Source organism: Mycobacterium sp. NGS67, assembly GCF_059812185.1.
In genome coordinates this window covers 1-20422 of sequence record NZ_JCALCF010000039.1, presented here as the reverse complement: position 1 = coordinate 20422, position 20422 = coordinate 1, and the positions used below count along the sequence as shown (strand labels likewise).

At 67.7% G+C, this 20422-nt stretch carries 19 protein-coding genes; 11 read left to right on the top strand and 8 right to left on the bottom strand.

The features are described 5' to 3' along the window. Positions 1 to 171: 171 nt before the first annotated feature. The 3 genes from eccA to AC5Y4D_RS24575 all read left to right on the top strand — a co-directional run bounded on the left by eccA (position 172) and on the right by AC5Y4D_RS24575 (position 4123). Positions 172 to 2007 (top strand): type VII secretion AAA-ATPase EccA, encoded by a 1836-nt coding sequence (eccA, locus tag AC5Y4D_RS24585; RefSeq protein WP_500038435.1) that lies wholly within the window; start codon positions 172 to 174, stop codon positions 2005 to 2007. After that, complete coding sequence (locus AC5Y4D_RS24580; protein WP_499940865.1) at positions 2007 to 3809, top strand: nucleotide-binding protein; 1803 nt, start codon at positions 2007 to 2009, stop codon at positions 3807 to 3809. The genes eccA and AC5Y4D_RS24580 overlap by 1 nt, the downstream gene beginning before the upstream one ends. A gap of 92 nt (positions 3810 to 3901) precedes the next feature. After that, positions 3902 to 4123: a hypothetical protein gene (locus AC5Y4D_RS24575; protein WP_500038434.1), complete on the top strand. Its 222-nt coding sequence runs from the start codon at positions 3902 to 3904 to the stop codon at positions 4121 to 4123. 100 nt (positions 4124 to 4223) lie between these two features. On the opposite strand, the gene AC5Y4D_RS24570 is transcribed toward AC5Y4D_RS24575, so the two are convergent. From AC5Y4D_RS24570 to AC5Y4D_RS24550, 5 genes are read right to left on the bottom strand one after another with little or no spacing between them, the layout of a single operon-like run. Next, the gene (locus AC5Y4D_RS24570; protein WP_500038433.1) at positions 4224 to 5729 is read right to left on the bottom strand and encodes a class I adenylate-forming enzyme family protein; all 1506 of its coding nucleotides are present in this window, start codon (positions 5727 to 5729) and stop codon (positions 4224 to 4226) included. Continuing rightward, positions 5726 to 6661: an acyl-CoA dehydrogenase family protein gene (locus AC5Y4D_RS24565; RefSeq protein ID WP_499940859.1), complete on the bottom strand. Its 936-nt coding sequence runs from the start codon at positions 6659 to 6661 to the stop codon at positions 5726 to 5728. Before AC5Y4D_RS24565 ends, AC5Y4D_RS24570 begins: the two co-directional genes overlap by 4 nt. After that, the gene (locus AC5Y4D_RS24560) at positions 6658 to 7815 is read right to left on the bottom strand and encodes an acyl-CoA dehydrogenase family protein (RefSeq protein ID WP_499940857.1); all 1158 of its coding nucleotides are present in this window, start codon (positions 7813 to 7815) and stop codon (positions 6658 to 6660) included. The genes AC5Y4D_RS24565 and AC5Y4D_RS24560 overlap by 4 nt, the downstream gene beginning before the upstream one ends. Next, positions 7812 to 8897, bottom strand: coding sequence for an acyl-CoA dehydrogenase family protein (locus AC5Y4D_RS24555; protein ID WP_499940856.1), 1086 nt, complete (start codon positions 8895 to 8897; stop codon positions 7812 to 7814). Before AC5Y4D_RS24555 ends, AC5Y4D_RS24560 begins: the two co-directional genes overlap by 4 nt. Continuing rightward, positions 8894 to 10048: an acyl-CoA dehydrogenase family protein gene (locus AC5Y4D_RS24550; RefSeq protein WP_499991037.1), complete on the bottom strand. Its 1155-nt coding sequence runs from the start codon at positions 10046 to 10048 to the stop codon at positions 8894 to 8896. Before AC5Y4D_RS24550 ends, AC5Y4D_RS24555 begins: the two co-directional genes overlap by 4 nt. Before the next feature lie 80 nt (positions 10049 to 10128). On the opposite strand from AC5Y4D_RS24550, the gene AC5Y4D_RS24545 reads away from it, so the two are divergent. Then, the gene (locus tag AC5Y4D_RS24545; RefSeq protein WP_499940853.1) at positions 10129 to 10965 is read left to right on the top strand and encodes an LLM class flavin-dependent oxidoreductase; all 837 of its coding nucleotides are present in this window, start codon (positions 10129 to 10131) and stop codon (positions 10963 to 10965) included. Here the strand turns inward: AC5Y4D_RS24545 and AC5Y4D_RS24540 are convergent. Together AC5Y4D_RS24540 and AC5Y4D_RS24535 are read right to left on the bottom strand one after the other, a co-directional pair. Then, complete coding sequence (locus AC5Y4D_RS24540) at positions 10943 to 11677, bottom strand: SDR family oxidoreductase (protein ID WP_499940851.1); 735 nt, start codon at positions 11675 to 11677, stop codon at positions 10943 to 10945. The genes AC5Y4D_RS24545 and AC5Y4D_RS24540 overlap by 23 nt on opposite strands. Then, complete coding sequence (locus AC5Y4D_RS24535; RefSeq protein ID WP_499940849.1) at positions 11674 to 12495, bottom strand: FadR/GntR family transcriptional regulator; 822 nt, start codon at positions 12493 to 12495, stop codon at positions 11674 to 11676. Before AC5Y4D_RS24535 ends, AC5Y4D_RS24540 begins: the two co-directional genes overlap by 4 nt. 81 nt (positions 12496 to 12576) lie before the next feature. Here AC5Y4D_RS24535 and AC5Y4D_RS24530 point away from each other — a divergent pair, with 81 nt between their 5' ends. Further along, positions 12577 to 14982: a CaiB/BaiF CoA-transferase family protein gene (locus AC5Y4D_RS24530; protein WP_499941375.1), complete on the top strand. Its 2406-nt coding sequence runs from the start codon at positions 12577 to 12579 to the stop codon at positions 14980 to 14982. Between the two features lie 11 nt (positions 14983 to 14993). After that, positions 14994 to 15185, top strand: a complete 192-nt coding sequence (locus tag AC5Y4D_RS24525) for a ferredoxin (protein WP_499940847.1) — start codon at positions 14994 to 14996, stop codon at positions 15183 to 15185. A 10-nt stretch (positions 15186 to 15195) separates the two neighbouring features. Here AC5Y4D_RS24525 and AC5Y4D_RS24520 read toward each other — a convergent pair whose 3' ends face one another. Next, positions 15196 to 15333 carry a hypothetical protein gene (locus AC5Y4D_RS24520; RefSeq protein ID WP_499940845.1) on the bottom strand — a complete coding sequence of 46 codons (138 nt, stop codon included), beginning with the start codon at positions 15331 to 15333 and terminating at the stop codon, positions 15196 to 15198. A 91-nt stretch (positions 15334 to 15424) separates the two neighbouring features. Here AC5Y4D_RS24520 and AC5Y4D_RS24515 point away from each other — a divergent pair, with 91 nt between their 5' ends. From AC5Y4D_RS24515 to AC5Y4D_RS24495, 5 genes are all read left to right on the top strand, one after another. Then, positions 15425 to 16546 carry an aromatic ring-hydroxylating oxygenase subunit alpha gene (locus AC5Y4D_RS24515; protein WP_499940843.1) on the top strand — a complete coding sequence of 374 codons (1122 nt, stop codon included), beginning with the start codon at positions 15425 to 15427 and terminating at the stop codon, positions 16544 to 16546. Then, positions 16546 to 18126, top strand: coding sequence for an AMP-binding protein (locus AC5Y4D_RS24510; RefSeq protein WP_499940841.1), 1581 nt, complete (start codon positions 16546 to 16548; stop codon positions 18124 to 18126). Before AC5Y4D_RS24515 ends, AC5Y4D_RS24510 begins: the two co-directional genes overlap by 1 nt. Before the next feature lie 16 nt (positions 18127 to 18142). Beyond that, positions 18143 to 18565 (top strand): nuclear transport factor 2 family protein, encoded by a 423-nt coding sequence (locus AC5Y4D_RS24505; RefSeq protein ID WP_500038432.1) that lies wholly within the window; start codon positions 18143 to 18145, stop codon positions 18563 to 18565. Between the two features lie 172 nt (positions 18566 to 18737). Next, the gene (locus AC5Y4D_RS24500; protein WP_500038431.1) at positions 18738 to 18887 is read left to right on the top strand and encodes a hypothetical protein; all 150 of its coding nucleotides are present in this window, start codon (positions 18738 to 18740) and stop codon (positions 18885 to 18887) included. Positions 18888 to 19038: 151 nt separating this feature from the next. After that, positions 19039 to 20422, top strand: a 1384-nt coding sequence (locus tag AC5Y4D_RS24495; protein WP_500038430.1) for a PE family protein, incomplete at its 3' end; no start/stop codon positions are given.

Genomic DNA, 20422 nt, shown 5'->3' with positions numbered 1-20422 from the left:
CAGTGGCGTCGGCCGGCTCGAAATTCGTCCCGGATTCTGGCGCGACAATGCGACTCAACAGATCGGTACAATAACTTTCTACCGCTAGATGCGGGCTAAATGGACGTTTCTGCTCGCTTTTGCCGCCAGACGGTAGTCACCAGCTGTGCTAGTAGTAAGGACACCAAGCAGATGCCTGGCACCAGGGACGCGCAGCGCGTCTTCGACGCCGGAGTGTTGTCACTGGGAATCCCCATCGACGGGTTGGAAACCGACCGCGACGTGCAGTACGCGGCGCTGGCTTTCAAGCGCGCCACCGAGCACGATCCGCAGATGAGCGACGCGTGGTTGGGCCGCGCGGCCGCCGGCGACACCAGCGGCGAGGTGATCTATCACCTGTGGCGGACCAGCAAGGAGAACCTGAACCGCGAGCAGCGCCGCCTCGGGTTGCCCCGGCACGCGTTGTCCGGCCGCTTCCAGACCGGGTTGTACCTGGACTACACGCTGAGCACGCTGACCGAGGTGTGGCTGGCGTACGCGGCCGGCATGATCGCCGGCAAGGACTACGACGAGGCCGAGCGGGTGCTCGACGAGTTGGACGATATGCGCCGCTCCATGCCCGGCGGCGACGCCGACTCCGCCGAGATCTGCGCCTACATCCGCGCCGTGTTGCACTTCACCACCCAGCGGTGGCCGGATGTACTTGCTGCGCTGGCCAATTCGTCCTCGTTCAATGACGAGTACATCGCCGCGGGGGCGCACTTGATGGTGGGTTCAGCGTGCGCGCAGATGGGGTTGTTCGGTGAGGGCATCCGCCGTCTCGACCAGGCGATCGAGGGGCCGATACCGGCCGCGAGCCGGGCGGCGGAGTTCTGCAAAGGTCTGACCCTGCGGGAAATGGGCAAGGAACCCGAAGCCAGGACCATCTTCGAGCGGATCTACAGCGAGGAGCCGGGCTTCGAGGCCAACGCCGCCGCGCTGCACGACCCGAAATTCCGGCTCATCATCACCAGCAAGGACGACATCGAATCCCGCACCGACAAGTGGGATCCCAGCACCGCCCGCCGAGCCGGCGAGCTCGACGCCGAAGGCCTGAACGAGCGCAGCAACTCCTACCTGCGCGCCGCGCAACTGGAGCTGGACCGCCAGATCGGTCTGACCGACGTCAAGCTGCAGGTGGCCAAGTTGCGCTCGGCCGCCAAACTGGCCAAGGTCCGGGAAGGCAAGGGGCTCAGCGCCGCTGCGCGCAGCCTGCACCTGGCCTTCACCGGGCCACCCGGGACCGGCAAGACCACCATCGCCCGGGTTGTCGCGCAGGTCTACTGCGGGCTGGGATTGCTCAAGACACCCGCGGTGATCGAGGCCAAACGCGCCGATTTCGTCGGCGAACATCTGGGCAGCACCGCGATCAAGACGTCCGCACTGATCGACACGGCGATGGACGGGGTGCTCTTCATCGACGAGGCGTACACGCTGATCCAGAGCGGACTGGCCGGCGGCGACGCGTTCGGGCGGGAAGCGGTGGACACCCTGCTGGCGCGGATGGAGAACGACCGGGACCGGTTGGTGGTGATCATCGCCGGTTACGACGCGGAGATCGACCGGTTCCTTGCCGCCAACGAGGGAATGGCCTCGCGGTTCACCAAGCGGATCCGGTTCGCTTCGTATAACGCGGTCGAACTGGGCGACATCGGTCGGCTGATCGCCAAGACCCGCGACTCCGAACTCACCGAGGCCGCCTACGAGGAATTGGTCGACGCCTGCCGGGTGCTCTACGACAGTCAGTCGGTCGACGAGTCCGGCCAGTTGCGCCGTGAGGTCGATCTGGTCGGCAATGGGCGGTTTGTCCGCAACGTGATCGAGACGGCCGAGGAGGAGCGGGAGTACCGGCTGAGCGAGCGTCCGGATGTCAGTGTCGAGGACCTCGATGAATCGGAGCTGATGCGCATCGAGCTCGGTGACATGCGCGCCGCGCTGGAAAGCGTGCTCGGAATGTCCACCCGGCAGCTGACGTCGAGAACGCGCTAGTGAGCCAATCCGACACGCCCCGACCGGGTTTCAAACGCAGCAGTGACGCGGACACCAACCCGATCCCCGTCGCGCTGATCCAGGCCAAGCTGGCGGAGGAATCCGTTGTCGACGAGGCGCGGCCGGGTCCGATGGAGGCGGGCACGAAAGTCATCGACCTGCCGCCGGCGGAGGTGGACGATGTGCCGCCGGATCCGGAGCCCGAACTGGAAGCCGAACCCGTGCCCTTGTCGGACCCGGAACCCGTGGCCCTGCCGGAACCGGAACCGGAGCCCGTGTCCTTGTCGGAACCGGAACCGGAGCCCGTGTCCTTGTCGGAACCGGAGCCCGTGTCCTTGTCGGAACCGGAGCCCGTGTCCTTGTCGGAACCCGAACCGGAATCGGCGCGTCCGGAACCGGAATCGGCGCGTCCGGAACCGGAACCCGTGCCAAAACCCGAACCGGAATCGGCGCGTCCGCAACCGGAATCGGCGCGTCCGGAACCCAAACCGGAGCGTCCGGGACCGATGGCCGAGGGCACCCGCGTGATGGAGCTGCCGCCGGTGCCGCCGCCGCCCCCGCCGCGTGACCGTCCGGGCCCGATGTCCGACCGCACCGCCGTCTTCAGGCTGCCGCCTCATCCCCGGACACGTCAGGCTCCTTCGCCCGCGGGCGGGGAAGCACCCGCCGCACCGCCGGTGCGTCCGGCCCCGCTGCCCACGCGCCCCGCGCCCCCGCCCATCGAGGTACCGCGCACCCCCGCGGCCGTCCAGCACCCCGCGCCCCCGGCGCCCGGTCCGGATCCCCGGCTGCATCCGCCCGGATCCCCGCCTGTGGCAACACCTTTCACCCGCGCCAACCCGAACGCGCCGGGACCGCAACCGGGCGGACCGGACCCGCGGATCCCGTCGCACACCGATCTCGGACTGGTGCGCCGTACCCGACCTCTGCCGCAGAGCGGTTGGCGCAGAGTGGTGCACCGTTTCACCGGCCTGAATCCCGGTGAGTCCGAACTGGAGAACACCCGTCAGAAGTTGGTGGCGCGGGTGAGCCAACCGGTCCGCGGCGACTACAGCATCGCCGTGTTGTCGATGAAGGGCGGTGTCGGCAAGACCACGACCACCGTCGGACTGGGTTCCACCTTCGCCGCCATCCGCGGCGACCGCGTCATCGCCGTCGACGCGAACCCCGACTTCGGCACCCTGGCACAACGCGGGCCCGACCAGAGCCGGTCGACGGTGCGAGATCTGTTGTTGGACGACAACATCTTTCGTTACTCCGACATCCGCAGGCACACCTCACAGAGCACGAGTCGGCTGGAAATCCTTGCCTCCGAACGTGATCCGGCAACCTCTGAGGCGTTCTCCGACGCCGACTACCGAGTGGTGATCCGGTTGCTGCAGCGGTTCTACAACCTGATCCTCACCGACTGCGGCACCGGACTGGTGCATTCGGCGATGTCGGCTGTCCTCGACGAGGCGGACGCGATCGTGCTGGTCGCGTCACCGGCCATCGACGCGGCCCGCAGCGCGTTCGCGACGCTGGACTGGCTGGAGCACCACGGCCGCGGGCATCTGGTGCCCAACGCGACGGTGGTCATCAGCGCCGCACGCCCGGGCAAGGCGTCGGTGGATCTGGACAAGCTGGCCACGCAGTTTTTGACCCGCATCCGCTCGGTTCATGTCATCCCGTTCGACGACCACCTGGCGCAGGGGTCAGAGGTCGTCTTGGACCTGATGGCTAACCGCACCCGCCAGGCGTTTCTGGAGTTGGCGGCGTCGATCGCCGACGGATTCGCCGACACCAAACGCGCGCGGGGCTGAGCAGGCCCGCCGAACCGATCGGCGGATTCGGGCCGTCGAACGGGCATCGCTCTGATATACGTGTCAGATCGTTATGCGAAGCAGGGGGTGCCGTGAAAGCAGCGGTCGTTGCGGTCGTCGAGTTGTTGGGGATCATCGTCGCCATGGCGGCGTGGGTGTACCTGGATGCCAGAGCGCACGCCGGGCGCGGCCGCCCAATCGTCTCTTCGTGTGGTTCGCTTCGACTCGCCACACCGGTGGCGTGGTTCTTCGCGTGTCTGGTGATGTGGGAGACGTTTTTTCCGCACTACATGGATATGCGCAGCCTGGTCTAGGCGCCGCGGGTGCTGCTGCCGGGTGGGGGCGCGGCAGTCGAGATTGCATCTTGGCGGGTGTGCGCTCGATCTTTTGCTGCAGATTTTCGGTCTGGGCGCACTAGCCTCCCCGCGCCGCGATCATCGCCGAGCGGTTGACCTTGGTGGCCGCGGTGCGGGGGATCTTGTCGACGAATTCGACCGTCTTGGGTGCTTTGTAGGGGGCTAGGCGACCCTTGGCGTAGTCGATCACCTGCTGCTCGGTCAGCGGCGCGGTGGCGTGCGCGGACACCTGCACCACGGCGTGCACCCGTCGGCCCCACTGCTCGTCGGAAAGACCGATGACGACGACGTCGGCGATGTCGGGGTGCCCGGACAGCGCGGACTCGACCTCGGCCGGGAACACATTGGCCCCACCGCTGATGATCATGTCGGCGCGGCGGTCGGTGATGTAGAGGAAGCCGTCCTCGTCGAGGCGGCCGATGTCGCCGGCGGATCGAAACCCGTCCTCGGTGGACGGCAACGGCGGTGCGCCACCCAGATAGCGGTACCCCGCGCTCATCGGCGCCCGCAGGTAGATGTCTCCTTCTTCACCGGGCCCCAGCGGATTCTTATCGGCGTCCAGGATCCGGATCTCGGTGTCGCGGAAGCCGCGGCCGACGCTGCCCGGATGGGTCAGCCACTCGTCGCCGCGCAACGCGGTCAACCCGAGATTCTCGGTCATGCCGTAGGCGGTCACGATCTGCTCCGGGCTGAGCAGCTCGAACCAGGTGCGTAACAGCGACGGCGGCATCACCGCGGCGCCCTGCAGGATGAACACGACGCTGGACAGGTCGCGCTGGCGGATGTCGGGCAGCGCCGCCACGCGCGCCAGCATCGTCGGTGTCGCGGTGAAGTTGGTGATCCGGTAGCGCTCGATGGTGTCGACAAACAAAGGGGCGTCGAACTTTTCGAGAATCACCAGATGGTCGCCGCTCAACAACATCAGGAACGTGGCGAAGCCGTTGGTGTGATACATCGGCGCGGGCACCATGATCCGCTGCGGCTTGGCCACCGGCGTCCAGTTCGACAGAAAAGGCTCGCCCTGCTGCGGAATCCACAGCGACGGCGCCAGGTTGAGGATCACCTTCGGCACGCCGGTGGAGCCGCTGGAACAGATCCCGTTGGCGGTGGGAGAGACCGCCGCCGGCAGCGGGTTCGGGGACGCCGCGGCGGCGAGTTCGTCGAGTTCCCAGCGGGAAGCGTCGTCGACGACCACGACGGGATCGATCACCTCACGCACCCGGCTGCGTTCCCACTCGGGCAGATCCCAGTGCATCGGAATCGGAACCGCGCCGATCTTCCAGCAGCCCAACGTGGCCAGCACCAGGTGCACCGAATTCGGGATCGCAATGGCGACAAACGAACCCGTCTGCGCGCCGCGGTCGGCCAGCGCCCGTCCCCACTGGTTGGCGCGGGCATCGAGTTCACCAAAGGTCAACGCCTGCGCGCTGCCGTCCAGGGCGACCACCGTCACCCCGAGGTCGTCACGCTGGTGCTCGGCCAGCTGCTGAAGTTTGCTGCTGAACGGTATTCCGTCCGCGAACGGGTTGACCGGCGCGTCCGGGGAGCCGGGCTGGGTGGTCATGCCGAAGTGCGTCCGCTGAACAACGTCTCCAGATGACCGCTGCGCACCTCGGGTATCAGTCGCAGGCTCAGCGCCTCGGGGCCCAGCGGCAGCCGGATCAGCGGCTGTACGTGACGGTCCAGGACGCTGACATCGGATTCGTCACAGAATCCCAACGCGCCGAGCAGTTGGTGCGCGGTGCGCAGCACCTGGCGTGCGGTCTCGGCCGCCTTGAGTCGCAGCACCAGTGCGTCCGCCGAAAGGGTCTGCGCCGGAACGGTTTCGGGTCGGCAGATGGTGTATTTGGTGAGTTCGTGCAGCCCGCGCACCGCGACCGATGCGTCCGCGACGGCGAATCTGACGGCCTGGAAATCCGCCAGTGGCTTGCCGAACTGTACGCGCGCCTGCACATGCTCGGTGACGATGTCCAGTGCCCGCTGCACCGTCCCCAGAATCCGCCATGATCCCAGCACGAGATGCAGGTCGATGTCGGCCTGCGGAACCGTTGCGCCGGCACCTGTCAGCGTGACCGGCGCCAGGAACGGACCCAGCTTGGCGCCCGTCCGCGCCGCTGGAAGCGCCCGGAAACTGTTGCCGTCCAGGTCCGCGGCGATCCATTCGCCGGGCAGGTCACCGTGGTCGATGCGCGGAGCCTCCGGGTGGACCAGCGCGAGTCGCGCGCCGTCGATCGCCAGCAGCTCCTCGACCAGCGGATAGGGCAACGCCGTGGCACCGGCGACCCGGCACAGCACCGCGGCGGCCAGTAGATCGTCCGAGCCCGAGCGGACGTCGAGTTCGAACGCGCCGAGTTCGCTCAGCGCATCTCGTGCCGCGTCGCGCACGGTGTCGTCGGTTTCGGCGCGCAGCGCCGCCTGCGGCCCGCCCAGTCGGGTCAGCCGTTTGAGGGCCACCGCCGCGAAGTCGGTGATATCCTGTGGCAGTTCGGTATTCATCGGCGTTCTCCCAACACGTCGCGCGCCACCATCATGCGTTGGACTTCGATGGTGCCAGAGGCCACCGTCGCGGCCTGCGCATAGCGCCAATGGTCGTCTACCGCGCCGTGCAGCGCCGCGGCGGCCCCGCTGTCCAGCGCCGTGGGACCCAGCACGTCGAAAAGCAGTTCGGCGACCACCTGGTCACAGGTGGTGGTGGCGATCCGGGCCGCACTGGCCGCCGCGCCGGCCTGCGGGTCGTCCTGCAGCGACACGGCCCGGTACGCCATCAGCCTGGCCACCCGCAGATCGACCAGCGCTCGCACCCATCGGCTCCTGATGGACTCCGGCAACCGGTCCCAGCCGTCGCCGAGTGCGGCCTGCATACGGTCCAGTAATGCCTCACAGCGTGCGTAGCGCGCGATGCCGACGCGTTCGAACGCCAGCGCCTCGCGCATCACCCGCCAACCGTCGCCGGGCTCGCCCAGGATGTCTTCGTCGGTGGCCTGCACCCCGTCCAGGAACACCTCGTTGAGATGATGCGGCCCCAACATCGACGGAATACCCCGGACGGTGAAACCGGGACGGTCCATCGGGATCAGAAACAGGCTGAGCCGCTTGGACTTCGGCGCGTCCGGATGGGTGCAGGCTGCCAACACGCACCAGCACGCCATCCGCGCGTAGGACGTCCACACCTTCTGTCCCTCGATGCGCCACCCGGTGCCGTCCGGTACCGCGCGGGTACGCAACGACGCCAGGTCGGTGCCGGCTTCCGGTTCGGAGAAACCCTGACACCAGATCACCTCGCCGGAGGCGATGCCGGCCAGGTGCTTGGCCTTCTGCTCCTCCGTCCCGTGTCGCATGATTGCCGGGCCGACCCAGTTGATCCCCATGTACTGCGGCCCACGCGGCTCGTAGTTGGCCCACATCTCCTCGCGCAGCACGGTCTGCTGCCAGATCGAACCGCCGCCGCCGCCGTGTTCCTTCGGCCAGGCCAGGGCCAGTAAGCCTTCCGACGCCAGCAGCTTGCAGAACGACTCGGTGGTGGCCAAGTCGTCCGGATCGTCGGTGCAGGCGCCCAGGAAGTCAACCGGAATGTGGTCGGCGATCAACTGGCGCAACCGGTTTCGCAGTTCGCCGGCGTCGTCGCCGAGATCGTAATCCATCGTGGTCATCCCTTCGGCAACCCGAGCACACGCTCGGCGATGATATTGCGCTGAACCTCAGAGGTTCCGCCGTAGATGGTCGCGGCCAGGGCGTCCTGGCGTTCGAACAGCAGGTCCGGGTCGGCGGTCGACCCCGGACCGGCCGCAGCCGCGCTCAACTCCCAAACGCGTTGCAGGGTAAGCGACCCCAGGAGCTTCATGGTGTCCGCCTCCGGGCTGGGCCGCCCGGCGAGCTCGTTGTCCAGCGCGCGATACCCGGTGGCCCGCAGTGCTTCGGCGTCGGCCAGCAGCATGCCCAGTTCGGTGTGGATGTCGGGGTTGTCGACGACCGAAGCCAGCCCGCGCTTTATCTCGACCCAATTCATGATCCAAATCATCTGGCGCTCATGGTGTAACGACGACAACGCCACATTCCAGCCGCCGTTGACCGGTCCCAGTAGATTGGCGACCGGCACCTCGACGTCGTCGAGGAAGACCTCGCAGAAGGTCTCGTCGGAGATCGACGACATCCGGATGGGCTCGATCCGCACCCCGGGCGACTGCAGATCGAGGATCAGGCAGGAGATGCCGCGGTGTTTCGACGCATCCGGGTCGGTGCGCGCGTACAGGGTGCACCACCGCGACAGGTGCGCCTGGGTGGTCCAGATCTTGTGTCCGCTGACCCGGAACACCTCACCGTCGCGCTCCGCGCGGGTACGCAGGCCCGCGAAATCCGACCCGGCCTCCGGTTCGGACATCCCCAGCGCCCACCACTCGTCGCCACGCAGGCAGGGAACCAACAGGCGGTCGATCTGTTCGGGGGTGCCGAATTGGCGGATGCCGGCCGCGGCGACGTTCGGGCCGGCGATGTTGGGCAGTTTGGGCGCGCTGCGCAACGCGGCCTCGATGCGGATCTCCATGGCGTCGCGCAGACCCAGCGAGCGCCCCCCGTGCTCACGGGGCCAGGTGGGTTGGATCCACCCCGCTTCGAACGCGGCCCGTTGGTAGTCGCGCCGCAGCGGTATGTCCCAGCGGTATTCGCGGTACCGCTGGTAGTAGTCGTTGGGCAGGAACTCGGTCAGCCACGCGCCGAACTCGTCGACAATCGTCATACCGACCCTCCTACGAAACGCCGGCCCACTTCGTTGTAGAGCGCGCGGCTGTCGCCCAGCAGCGCGGCACCCTGCCAGGCGTGCCGGACGAACAGGTGCGCGTCGTGCTCCCAGGTCTGGCCGAGCGCGCCGTAGATCTGGACCGCCGTGCGTGCGCAGGCGGACGCGGCGTCCCCGGCGGCCGCCTTGGCCATCGCCGCCGCGGTCCACCCCTCTTCGCGCGGGCCTTCCTTGCGCGAACCTTCCTTGCGCGAGCAGACGCAAAAGCCCCCTGAAACGCACGTTTCCAGGTGCTTTTGCGTCTGCTCGCGGTTAGTGAGGTGCGCGGCGGCGGCGTAGGTGAGGCTGCGGGCGCGCTCCAAACTCACGTAGTTGTCGGCCAGCGCGTGCTTGACCCCCTGAAACGCGCCGATCGGCGAGCCGAACTGGCGGCGCGTCTTGGCGTGTTCGACCGATCGCTGCAGCGCCGCTCCCGCCACCCCGACCAGATCGGCCGCGGCCGCGACCAGCGGTGCGGCCAAAGCGGATTCGATGCTGTCGACGGGTGCGACGGCGAGCGGCACGGCGTCGATCTCGGCGTCCGCGACCGGTTGGGCTGGATCGGTGGACTCGCCGGCCAGCACGGTCACGCCGTCGCCGGCGCGCACTACCGCCGCCACCAAACCGTCCTCGGAGTCGGCCAGTGTGACGATCAGCTCGGCGCGCGAGAGGTGGGGGATCGCGACCGCGCGCCCGCGCACCCGGCCGTCCCGCAGCGTCATGGGCGCACCGGGCAGCCGCGATCCGGGACTGTGTACGGCCAACGTCGCCGCCACACCCGAGGCGATCTCCGCAAGATGTTCGTCGACCTCGGGCCCGGCGGCCTGCAACACGCCCGCGGCCAGTCCGACACCGCTCAACAGCGGGACGGGAGCCAGTGCCGCCCCGCACTCCTCGAGCACGACCACCAGCTCGGCCGGACCGTATTCGTCGTCGGCGTCGCGGGCGGCCAGCTCCGTCCAGCCGAGGTCGACGACCGTCTTCCACAGCGTGCGCCAGTGCTCCTGATCTTCCAGGGCCTGGCGGGCGGCCCCTGGTGGGCACTCGGTGCGCAGGATGCCGCGCACGGTGTCGCGCAGCGCCAACTGCTCCGTAGTCAGACCGACATCCATAAGACCCCTAACATAGTAAAAATAGTAAACTAGCCACCCGCGCGCAAACCCACCCGGTGTGGCCATGCTTAAGTGATCGGATGACCGAGTGGTATCTGTTCCTGCCGCAGGTGCGATTGCCGGTGCCCGACATCGTCGGCCGGGCGCAGCACGCCGAGGCTGCCGGTTTCGACGGGATCGCGTTCATCGACCACCTCGAAGCCCCGGGACAGCCCGGCGAAAACATCTGGGAGGCAATGGGCGTCGCAAGCTGGGTAGCCGCCAAGACGCAACGCCTGCGGGTCGGTCACCTGGTCCTCTGTGACGCGTTCCGGCATCCAGCGGTGCTGGCCAAACAGGCCGTGACCCTGTCCGAGGCCTCGGAAGGACGGTTCGAGCTTGGTCTGGGGTCGGGATCCTGGCCGGCGGAGTTCACCAGATTCGATGTCGGACAGCAGGATCCGGTGGCCCGGGTGGAGCAGCTCGGACGCCACCTAGAGCTGATCCGGCAGTACTGGGCCGAAGGTCAGCATCCCCGGCCGACGTATCCGATACCGCTGGTTCTGGGTGGCAGCGGACCGCGGATGATGAAACTCGTTGCCGAACACGCGGATTGGTGGAATCTACAGGCCAACCACCTCGACCGCCTGCCGCGGCTGGCCGGCGCCACGGGCCGGGCACGGGTATCGGTTCAACAAATGGTGGGCTTCGCGCGGCAAGGCAGCGATCCCGGCCAGGTCACGGAGATCAGCACCCGCCGCTTCGGCCACCTGGGATCCGGCCTGGTCTGCGGGGATGCCGACGGGTTGACCGCGCACTTCACCGGACTCACGGCGCAACGGGTGGAGCGGTTCTACGTGTGGTTCGCCGACTTCGCCGACCCGCAATCGCTGACCGAATTCGGCGAATCGGTGATCAAGAACTTCCCTGCGCCGTAGCGCGGCGGCGGGCTTCGGTCGGCACCACCGGGGGACGGGCGTAGGGCCCGCGCTGCACCGCGCTGAGCCGGATCTCGGGCAGGTCCACCGAGGGATCGACGGTGTCCAGCCACGCGACCGCGCTGGCGATATCGGCCGCCTGGATCGCGTACATCTCGAACGGAACATCTTGCAGCATCTCGGTTTCCACCGGGCCGGGAGTCACCAGGTGCACGGCGATGCCGTCGCGGTCGACCTCCATCGCCAGGGCGCGGGCGAAGGCGTTCATGCCGGCCTTGGATGCCGAGTAGGCGGTGCGCGCCATCATCGGTTCGTGCGAGGCCGAAGAGGAGATGAAGATCAGTCGTGACCCCGGCCGCATCCGCGGCAATACCGCCGAGGTCAGCACGAAACACGAGTCGAGGTTGGCCGAGATGATCGCGCGCCACTGTTCGAAAGTCTGCTTGCGCGCATAGGTTCCGCCCAGCGCGCCCGAGGCGTGCACGACGAGGTCGATGCGCTCGAGCGGACTTATCGCAGCGGCGAACCCATCCGCGTCGGACGCGTCGGCAGCGATCGCGCGGGCGCCGATCTCGGTGGCCGCCGCCCGCAACGGGGCTTCGCGCCGGGCCACCACCGTTACGTCGTAGCCGAGATCACACAGCTTGGCGGCGCACGCTTTTCCGATGCCACCGCTGCCGCCGGTGACCAAGGCGGATCGGGGAGTGGTCAAGGGCGCCGGACGTCTCGCGGACGGGACAACGCCTGCGGGGACAGCGCATAGATCCGCTGCTCGGCACGGTCGGACAACACGTAGTTCTGGGTGTCGGCCAGATGCCGGCCCGCGATGCGCCGGGCCCGGTCGACGTCGCCCTCGGCGATGGTCTCGGTCAACTTGATGTGGGTGTTGAGCGCGGCGCGCCGCCTGGCCAGCGACGGGTAAGTGCCGCTTGCCGAACTCTCGTCGGCCCACTGCTGCTCGTGGCTGGTCCACAGCGTTTCCAGGCTGCCCACCACCGCGATGATCGTGTGGTTGCCACAGCCGCGAACGATGAGATTGTGGAATTCCCGGCCGATTTCGGTGAATTGCCGGCCGTCTTCGAGGTTTTCGGCCATGGATTCGTTGACCTGCTTGAGTTCGGGCACCAAAGTGTCGGCGCGGTCGGGCCGCTGTGCGGCCAGCGCGGCGCAGGCGGGTTCGAGTTCCTGCAGCGCCGAACCCAGGTCCCGGACGACCACGTTCTCGCTCTGCAGCAGCAGCCCGAGCATGTAGGCGGCGCTGGTCTTGGCCGGTGCGTGCACCACGGCGCCGCCGCGATTGCCCCGCCGCACCGAAACCAGGCCCTCGGTCTCCAAGATCCGCAGCGCTTCGCGCAGCGAGACCAGGCTGACCTTGAACTGTTCGACGAGCACTTCCTGGCGCGGCAGCAGGTCGCCGTCGGACAGTTCGCCGTCGATGATCTGGCGCCGCAACTCGTCGGCTACGATTTCGGCGATCCTCGGCGCCGACAACCGCCGACGGGCGTCGGGTCCAATTCCCAGGGCGGTCATCCGATTCCCTCCTGCAGCAGGAAAGAGCGCACGGCCGCGGCCTGCTTACTCGTCTGGCTTAGCTATTTTAGCAGTAATGGTATAAATAGCCGCGTGAGTCACGGGGCCGATCGCCGGCCGACGCCGCTCGATGATCTGCGTGTCGTCGAGATCAGTGACCGCGTGGCCGGCAGCTATTGCGGCAAACTTCTGGTGGACGCCGGCGCTGAGGTCCGGAAACTCGAACCGCCACAAGGAGATCCACTGCGCCGGTACTCGGCCACCTGCTCACCGGTCCCCGACGGCCGCGACGGCCCGTTGTACTGCTACCTCAATGCCGGCAAGAGCAGTGTGAGCGTGGCGGCGGATTCGGATCGCTACCGTGCCGAAATCGCCGGCGCCGACGTCGTCATCGTCGCGGCCGGACGCACGCAGGCGGCCGCGCTCGGCATCGACCCGCAGCGCCTGCTGGCGCAGTCTCCGCAAGCGGTCGTCGTCACCATCTCCGACTTCGGCTGGACCGGCCCGTTCGCCGAGCGCGCGGCCACCGAGTTCACCCTGCAGGCGTGGTCGGGCTGCACCGGCTTCCGCGGAGACCCTTCCGGCCCGCCCATTTCCATCGGCGGCGACCTCGGGGAGTACATGGGCGGGGTGTACGCGGCGTTCGGTGCCCTCGCCGTACGCCGCCGCGTCGAGCACGGCGGGCCGGGGGAGCACCTGGACCTGTCCATGCTCGAAGCGATCACCGCGATGCAGAGCAGCGAATGGCTGCACTCCCAACTCCTTCAGGTCCCTGCGATCCGGCGCACCCTGGAGGTGCCCTCGATTCTCGCCGCCAAAGACGGCTACGTCGGCATCACCATGGTCACCGGACAGCAGTGGCTGGACTTCGCCGCAATGGTGGAATGCCCGCAGTTCGAGGACATTCCGCAGCTGCGCTTCCAGATCGGCCGCTGGGAGTACCGCGATCTCATCTACGAAGCGATCGGGCCGTGGATGGCCGAACGGACCGTCACCGAAATCGTTGAACTCGGGCAGTTGTTCCGGCTGCCTATCGCCCCGTTGGGCAACGGCGCCACCGTGCGCGACATGGACTACATGGTCGAACGCGGTGTGTTCGTTGCCAATCCCGCCGGTTTCGGGCAACCGCGGCCGCCGTGGCTGATGTCGCGGTGCGCCCCGGCGCCCGTGGGGGAGACCGCCGGGCTCGGGGCGGGCAACGACGAATCAGTCTGGCAACTAAGGGAACACGTGGCAACAGGGCCGGATTCCCCGCTGCCGCTGCAGGGTGTGCGCGTCGTCGATCTGACGGCGTTCTGGGCCGGCCCGGCCGCGACCCATCTGCTGGCCGCGTTCGGCGCCGACGTCGTCAAAGTCGAGTCGATCCAGCGCCCCGACGGCATCCGGTATTCCGGCGGCATGCGCACCGACGTAGACGACTGGTGGGAATACGGCTGGGTGTTCCATGCAATGAATACCAACAAACGTTCGGTCACACTGGATCTCGGGTCGGCGGAGGGACGCCGGCTCTTCACCCGGTTGGCCGCCGATGCCGACGTCGTGATCGAGAACTTCTCGCCCCGGGTGATGGACAACTTCGGGCTCACCGCCGACGCGCTGCTCGACATCAATCCCGGCCTGGTCGTCGCGCGGATGCCGGCATTCGGGCTGGACGGACCGTGGCGTGAGCGGGTCGGGTTCGCGCCCACCATGGAGCAGATCGCCGGCCTGGCTTGGGTGACCGGGCTGCCGGAGGCGCCTCCGGTGACCCCGCGCGGTGCCTGCGATCCGTTGGCCGGTGTGCACGCCGCGTTCGCGGTACTGGCGGCGTTGCACTTCACCGATCGCACCGGATCGGGCCAGCAGGTCGAACTGCCGATGGTCGAAACGGTGTTGAACACCACCGCGATTCAGCCGATCGAGCACGAGGTGTTCGGCCGGACGCTGACCCGGCGAGGCAACCGCGGGCAGGGCGGTGCCATCCAGAACATCTACCGGTGTGCCGGTCCGGGCGACGAATGGATCGCGCTGAGCGTCGGTGACGACCGGCAGTGGACGGCGCTGGTGGACCAGCTGGGCCGGCCCGCCTGGGCCAACGGGCTGGACACGGAGGCGCGACGACGCCACCGGGCCGACGAGATCGACGACCGATTGCGGGACTGGTTCGCCGACCAACCGCGCGACGCCGCGGTGGAACGGTTGTTCAGTGCGGGTGTCGCGGTGGCACCGGTCGTCTCGCCCACCTTGGTGACCGAGAACATCCAACTGCGCGAGCGCGGCTTCTTCGAGTCGTTGGATCATCCGCGCACCGGTCCCGGCCTGTATCCGACGCCGCCGTTCGCGTTGTTGACCGGGCAACGTAGGTGGTTGATGCGCCCACCGCCGACGCTCGGCGAGCACAATGAAGAGGTACTCCGCGACGAGTGCGGCCTGACCGACGAAGAACTCGCGCACCTTGCCGCCGGCAAGGTGATCGGGACCCGACCGGTGGGCATCGAACGAAAGTAAGGGGACATCTGATGCGCGTGATCGTTGATCCGGACTTGTGCGAGGCCAACGGGTTCTGTGAGTCGCTGGCCGCCGACATCTTCGAGTTGGGCGACGAGGACGTGGTGCAGATCGCCGACGGGCCGATTCCCGCCGACCGGGAAATCGACGTGCGCGCCGCGGTCGACCAGTGCCCGCGGGCCGCGCTGCGACTCACCGATTGACCCACCGCCGTTAGAGCAACCAAAGCCGTTCGGCGACAGCGTGATCGGTGTGCGGCATGGTGACGATCCCGACGGTCTCACGAGCTTGCCGGACGAGATCGATGCCGTCGACGCCGCGACGCTGCTGGCCAGGCGCGTTGACGTTCAATGTCTAAAATAGTAAAAATAGACTAATCGCCGGACCCTGGTGAAGTGTGGCGACCGATTGACACGCGGACCGCGTGCGAAACGGAGAACTCGTGACGGAGACATCCACAGACTTGAGCTCGGTCGGCGACCCATCGGAACGGGAGTTCGGTCCGTCGGGCATCGCGCTGTCGACGTATCGTTTCCCGACCGGCTGGTTCATCGTCGGCTTCGCCTCGGACCTCGCGCCCGGAGAGGTCAAGCGCGTGCACTACTTCGGCGAGGAGTTGGTGCTGTTCCGGACGAAGTCCGGCTCCGTGCACGTCCTGGACGCCTACTGCCAGCATCTCGGCGCCAACATGGGCGTGGGCGGCACCGTGGAAGGCGAGCACATCGTCTGCCCCTGGCACGGCTGGCAGTGGCGTGGTGACGGCACCAACGCGCTGATCCCGTACAGCAAGATCGGCTGCAAGAACAACGTCCGCATCCGCACCTACCCGACCACCGAGTGGTACGGGTTCATCCTGGTCTGGCACGAACGGCACGGTCGCGCGCCCTACTGGCAACCGCCGGTGCTGCCCGAGCTGGAGACCGACGAGTATTACCCGCTGCACCCGCACACCCGAATGGTGAACCGGGTCAAAGTGCACGCGCAGATGATCATCGAGAACGCCGCCGACCCCTATCACGTCCAGTACGTGCACAAGGCCGCCAACCCGGCCAACACCGCCTCGTTTCAGGTCTCCGGTTACCACCTGCACGCCACCGTCAACGCGCATTTCGGTGGCGGCCGGGCCAAGACCTGGCTGACGCCGAACGGCCCGGTCGACGCCAAGATCATCTACGACAACTATTCGCTGGGCTTGGGCATCGTGCGCTTTCCCAGCGACCTGGTGAACACCGTCCAGGTGACCGGCCAGACACCGGTCGACGAGGATTACACCGATTACTTCTACACCCAGGCCTCCGTCCGGGAGCCCGGCGACACCGGTGATGTCCCCACCGGACGGGCCGCGAAATTCCTGGCGCTGCAGCAGGAAGTCATCAAGCAGGACTTCTTCACCTGGGAGAACATGAAGTACCTGGAGAAGCCGAACCTGGCGCCGGAAGAGGCGCACGACTATGCCGCACTTCGTCGTTGGGCCCACCGCTTCTATCCGGGCACCCAACCGTCGCCAACCGACTTCGGCTACACCGCCGACGGTGAGCCGGACCCCGCTGCCGCTCCAGCCTGATGGCGCCCGCCGGTCCTGCCGATTTCGGTGTCGATCGGTTCACCGTGCCGGCCGTGCTGGATCGTCGCGCCGAGCAGTTCCCCGACCGGGTGATGATGTCGGTCGGCGGTGTCGACATCACCTTCGCCCAGATGCGGGAGCGGTCGTGCGCGGCGGCCGCGCTGTTGGCCGATCTCGGTGTCGGACAGGGTGATTGCGTCGCGCTGTTCAGCGCAACCTGCCCGGAATGGATCTATTTCTGGTTGGGGGCGGCCCGGATCGGTGCGGTGAGCGCCGCGGTGAACGCGGCGAATAAGGGCGACTTCCTGCTGCACAACCTCGAGCTGTCGCGGTCGAAGGTGATCTTCACCGACGCCGAGCGACGGCCCCGCGTCGACGACGTCGTCGCCCGGCTGCCCTGGGTGACCGACCTTGTGGTGCAGGGTGATTCGCTCACTCAGGCGTTGCTGCGCGGTGCGGGCGTGCCGGACGATCCCGTCGAACCGGGCGAGGTCGGCGCGCTGTTCTTCACCTCCGGCACCACCGGGCCGTCGAAAGCCGTTGCCACGTCCTGGCATTACCTGTTCTCGGTGGCCGCCACCGTCGCCGCCGCGTGGGAGTTCGCCGCGGGAGAGGCGGTGTGGTCGGCGATGCCGCTGTTCCATCTGAGCGCCGCGCCGAGCGTGCTGGCGCCGCTGCTCGTCGGCGGAAAGACGGTATTGGCGAGCGCTTTCCATCCCGGTGAGGTCTGGGACGACGTACGGTCGCACGGCGCCGTCGGCTTCGCGGGCGCCGGCGCGATGGTGTCCATGTTGCTGAACTTGCCGCCCGATCCCGGCGACGCACGGCTGCCGTTGCGGTTCATCTCGGCCGCACCCATCGCCGCCGATTCCTACCGGGTGATCGAACACCGCTACGGTTGCCGCATCGTCACGATGTACGGCCTGACCGAAGCATTTCCTGTTGCGGTCAGTGGTGTCACTGATGACGGTGTCTCGGGCACGTCCGGGCGGCCCAATCCGAACTTCGACGTGCGCATCGTGGCTGCCGACGGCACAGAACTGCCGGCCGGCACGGTGGGGGAGATTGCTTGCCGCCCACGGTTTCCGCATGTGATGAGCGAAGGTTATGTGCGTCCGGGCACGGGGTCAGGCTTGTGTTTCGAACCGCATCCGGACTGGTTTCGCACCGGCGACCTGGGCAAGCTCGACGGCGACGGGAATCTCACCTACGTCGACCGGAGCAAGGATGCGCTGCGCCGCCGTGGTGAGAACGTGTCCTCCGTGGAACTGGAGACCATCGTCGCGAGCCACCCTGCGGTGCTGGAAGCCGCGGCGGTCGCGGTCCCCAGCGACCTCGGCGAGGACGACATCCTGCTGGTCGTGAGGCTGCAACCCGGTGCTGCCGCACTGGATTTCGTCGACTTGCTCGACTTCTGTGCGGCGCGGATGCCCTACTTCTGCGTGCCCCGCTACGTCGAGACAGTCGACGAACTGCCGAAGAACGTCATCGGCCGGGTACGCAAGGACGTGCTGCGCGCCCGTGGCTTGACCGCTGGCGCATGGGACCGTGAAAGCCATGGATACACAGTGAGCCGGTGAAAGGCTGGGAACAGAAATGCCGCTGACCTATCAGGAACAACAACTGCTGCAAGCCGCTACCGCGCGCGGAGCCATCCTGGATCTCACCGCCCGGCACAACCGCGCCCATTCCGAGGGTGACCGGGACGCCTGGATCGCCACCTTCCGTCACTCCGGCGCCAGTTACGTGCGTGACGGAGAGTCCTTCACCGACCTGCGCGCCGCGTTCAACGGCGGCGGCGGACAGCGTTTGGTCACCGTCGACCACGAGATCCACGTCGACGGCGTGAAGGCGACCCAGCATTGCATCGCAATCCTTTTCGCGGCGGTGCATGGCGAGACCGCCCTGCAGGCCACCGGGACCTACCAGGATCAGCTCGTCTATGAGCGTGGCGGCTGGTATTTCACCTCTCGTGAACTGCAATGGGATTCGATGCCGAGTCGCCACCTCGTCAGCTAGGCGGTTCGTACAGGATTGTCGACTTCGCCTGCGAGCGTTGGGAAGTCCGTGCTGACGCCGTCGGTCCTATCGATGTGATGGCTGGCGCCTCCGTGAGTCGCAGCCCGGAGGTCGGGCGCCATATGCCTCGTTAGGACAGCGGTTGCCACTGCCAAAAACCACCCTCATCAGCGTGGCCAAAGATGAATCCGCGGCCGGAGCGGTCCCGCGCGGTCGGGTGGCGCGCTGCTCCGCGGTTGGCCTGCGTTATCTCGTCGACATCGAGATCGAGGCGACCCCAGCGCGGCGCGTTGTGCTGCCTGATGCAGGTCTGGGTGTGTGATGGATATGTCGCCGAATTGAGTTTGCGCAAAACGGGCGGAATTACCGTTGGAAACGGTTATGTTGGCCGCCGAGCCAAATATTTCTTGTCGCGTCAATTTCTGTGCGTCAAGTCCTGATGACTTGCGTCGAGTCCTGATGATGGGTGTGCTATGTCGTCGTACGTCTTTGTGGTGCCCGATGTTCTGGTTGCGGCGGCGGCGGATTTAGGCGGGGTTGAATCTGCGGTGGGTGCGGCTTCGGCGGCGGCGTTAGCGCCGACGACCGGGGTGCTGGTGGCGGCGGGCGATGAGGTGTCTGCGGCGATTGCGGCGATGTTTAGCACGTATGGGCGGGAGTATCAGGCCGTCAGTGCCCGGGCGGCAGACTTCCATGCTCGTCTAGTGCAGGCGTTGACGGGTGCGGGCCGCCTGTATGGGGTTGCGGAGGCCGCGAGCGCTGCGTCGTTGGAGTCGTTTGACGCGCTCGGGCAGGCTGTTTTGGATGCGATCAATGCGCCGACCAATGCGTTGTTGGGGCGTCCGCTGTTGGGCCCTGGTACCGATGGCGCGGCGGGGTCGGGGGCTGCTGGTGGTGCGGGTGGGCTACTGATCGGTCGGGGCGGCAACGGCGGGTCAGGTGCGTCGGGCCAAGCAGGTGGAGCCGGGGGGGCGGCCGGCCTCTTAGGTGCGGGCGGCGCGGGCGGTACCGGCGGTGCTGGTGCTGCTGGGGGTGCGGGTGGCACTGGTGGCTGGCTGTTCGGTAGCGGGGGCACTGGAGGCACAGGCGGATTCGGCGGTGGCACCGGAGGTGCCGGAGGTGGCGCGTGGTTGCTCGGCCATGGCGGCGCCGGTGGCGTGGGTGGGACCGGGGTGGCGGGTGCGCTCGGTTCTGCCGGTGCGGCGGGTACGCAGTTCGCGGCCGGCGGCACGGGTGGAGTGGGGGGTGATGGTGGGGCTGCGGGATCGGGTGGTGCTGGTGGTCGTGGTGGGCTGATATTCGGAGATGGCGGCGCGGGTGGCGCCGGTGGAGTGGGCGGCGTCGGGGGTGCCGGCGGGGCCGGTGGCGCGGGTTGGGAGGCGACCACCGTCGGTGGCTCGGGTGGCGATGGCGGTGCGAGTGGCGCGGGCGGGCAAGGCGGTACCGGTGGTACCGGCGGAGTCGGTGGACAGGGTCATGGGTTGTTCGGTCGTCCGGGTGTCAATGGCAACGGTGGGGTCGGCGGCGGTGGCGGCAATTCGGGCATTGCGGGGACTGGCGGAACGGGCGGGGCCGGAGATGCGGTGACCGCTGGAGGTATCGGCGGGGTTGGTGGCGACACCGGCGGCGGTGGTGCGGGCGGCACGGGCGGAGCTGCGGGCGGTGCTGGTGCAAGTGCGGGCGCTACGGGTGCGGTGGGCATGGCAGTGGCCGGCGGCAATGGCGGCGCGGGTGGGAAAGGGTTCAGCGCCACGGCAGCGGGCGGGTCCGGCACTGCCGGTGGTGCCGGCGGCGCGGGCGGCAACTACGGCAATGGTGGTGCCGGCGGTGCGGGTGGTGACGGCGCGGTCGGTGGGA

Coding starts and splice junctions, on each gene's coding strand:
- AC5Y4D_RS24525 (WP_499940847.1), top strand. CDS start 14,994: ATGCGCGTGATCGTTGATCCGGACTTGTGCGAGGCCAACGGGTTCTGT.
- AC5Y4D_RS24510 (WP_499940841.1), top strand. CDS start 16,546: ATGGCGCCCGCCGGTCCTGCCGATTTCGGTGTCGATCGGTTCACCGTG.
- AC5Y4D_RS24545 (WP_499940853.1), top strand. CDS start 10,129: ATGACCGAGTGGTATCTGTTCCTGCCGCAGGTGCGATTGCCGGTGCCC.
- AC5Y4D_RS24535 (WP_499940849.1), bottom strand. CDS start 12,495: ATGACCGCCCTGGGAATTGGACCCGACGCCCGTCGGCGGTTGTCGGCG.
- AC5Y4D_RS24560 (WP_499940857.1), bottom strand. CDS start 7,815: ATGACCACGATGGATTACGATCTCGGCGACGACGCCGGCGAACTGCGA.
- AC5Y4D_RS24570 (WP_500038433.1), bottom strand. CDS start 5,729: ATGACCACCCAGCCCGGCTCCCCGGACGCGCCGGTCAACCCGTTCGCG.
- AC5Y4D_RS24555 (WP_499940856.1), bottom strand. CDS start 8,897: ATGACGATTGTCGACGAGTTCGGCGCGTGGCTGACCGAGTTCCTGCCC.
- AC5Y4D_RS24565 (WP_499940859.1), bottom strand. CDS start 6,661: ATGAATACCGAACTGCCACAGGATATCACCGACTTCGCGGCGGTGGCC.
- eccA (WP_500038435.1), top strand. CDS start 172: ATGCCTGGCACCAGGGACGCGCAGCGCGTCTTCGACGCCGGAGTGTTG.
- AC5Y4D_RS24550 (WP_499991037.1), bottom strand. CDS start 10,048: ATGGATGTCGGTCTGACTACGGAGCAGTTGGCGCTGCGCGACACCGTG.
- AC5Y4D_RS24505 (WP_500038432.1), top strand. CDS start 18,143: ATGCCGCTGACCTATCAGGAACAACAACTGCTGCAAGCCGCTACCGCG.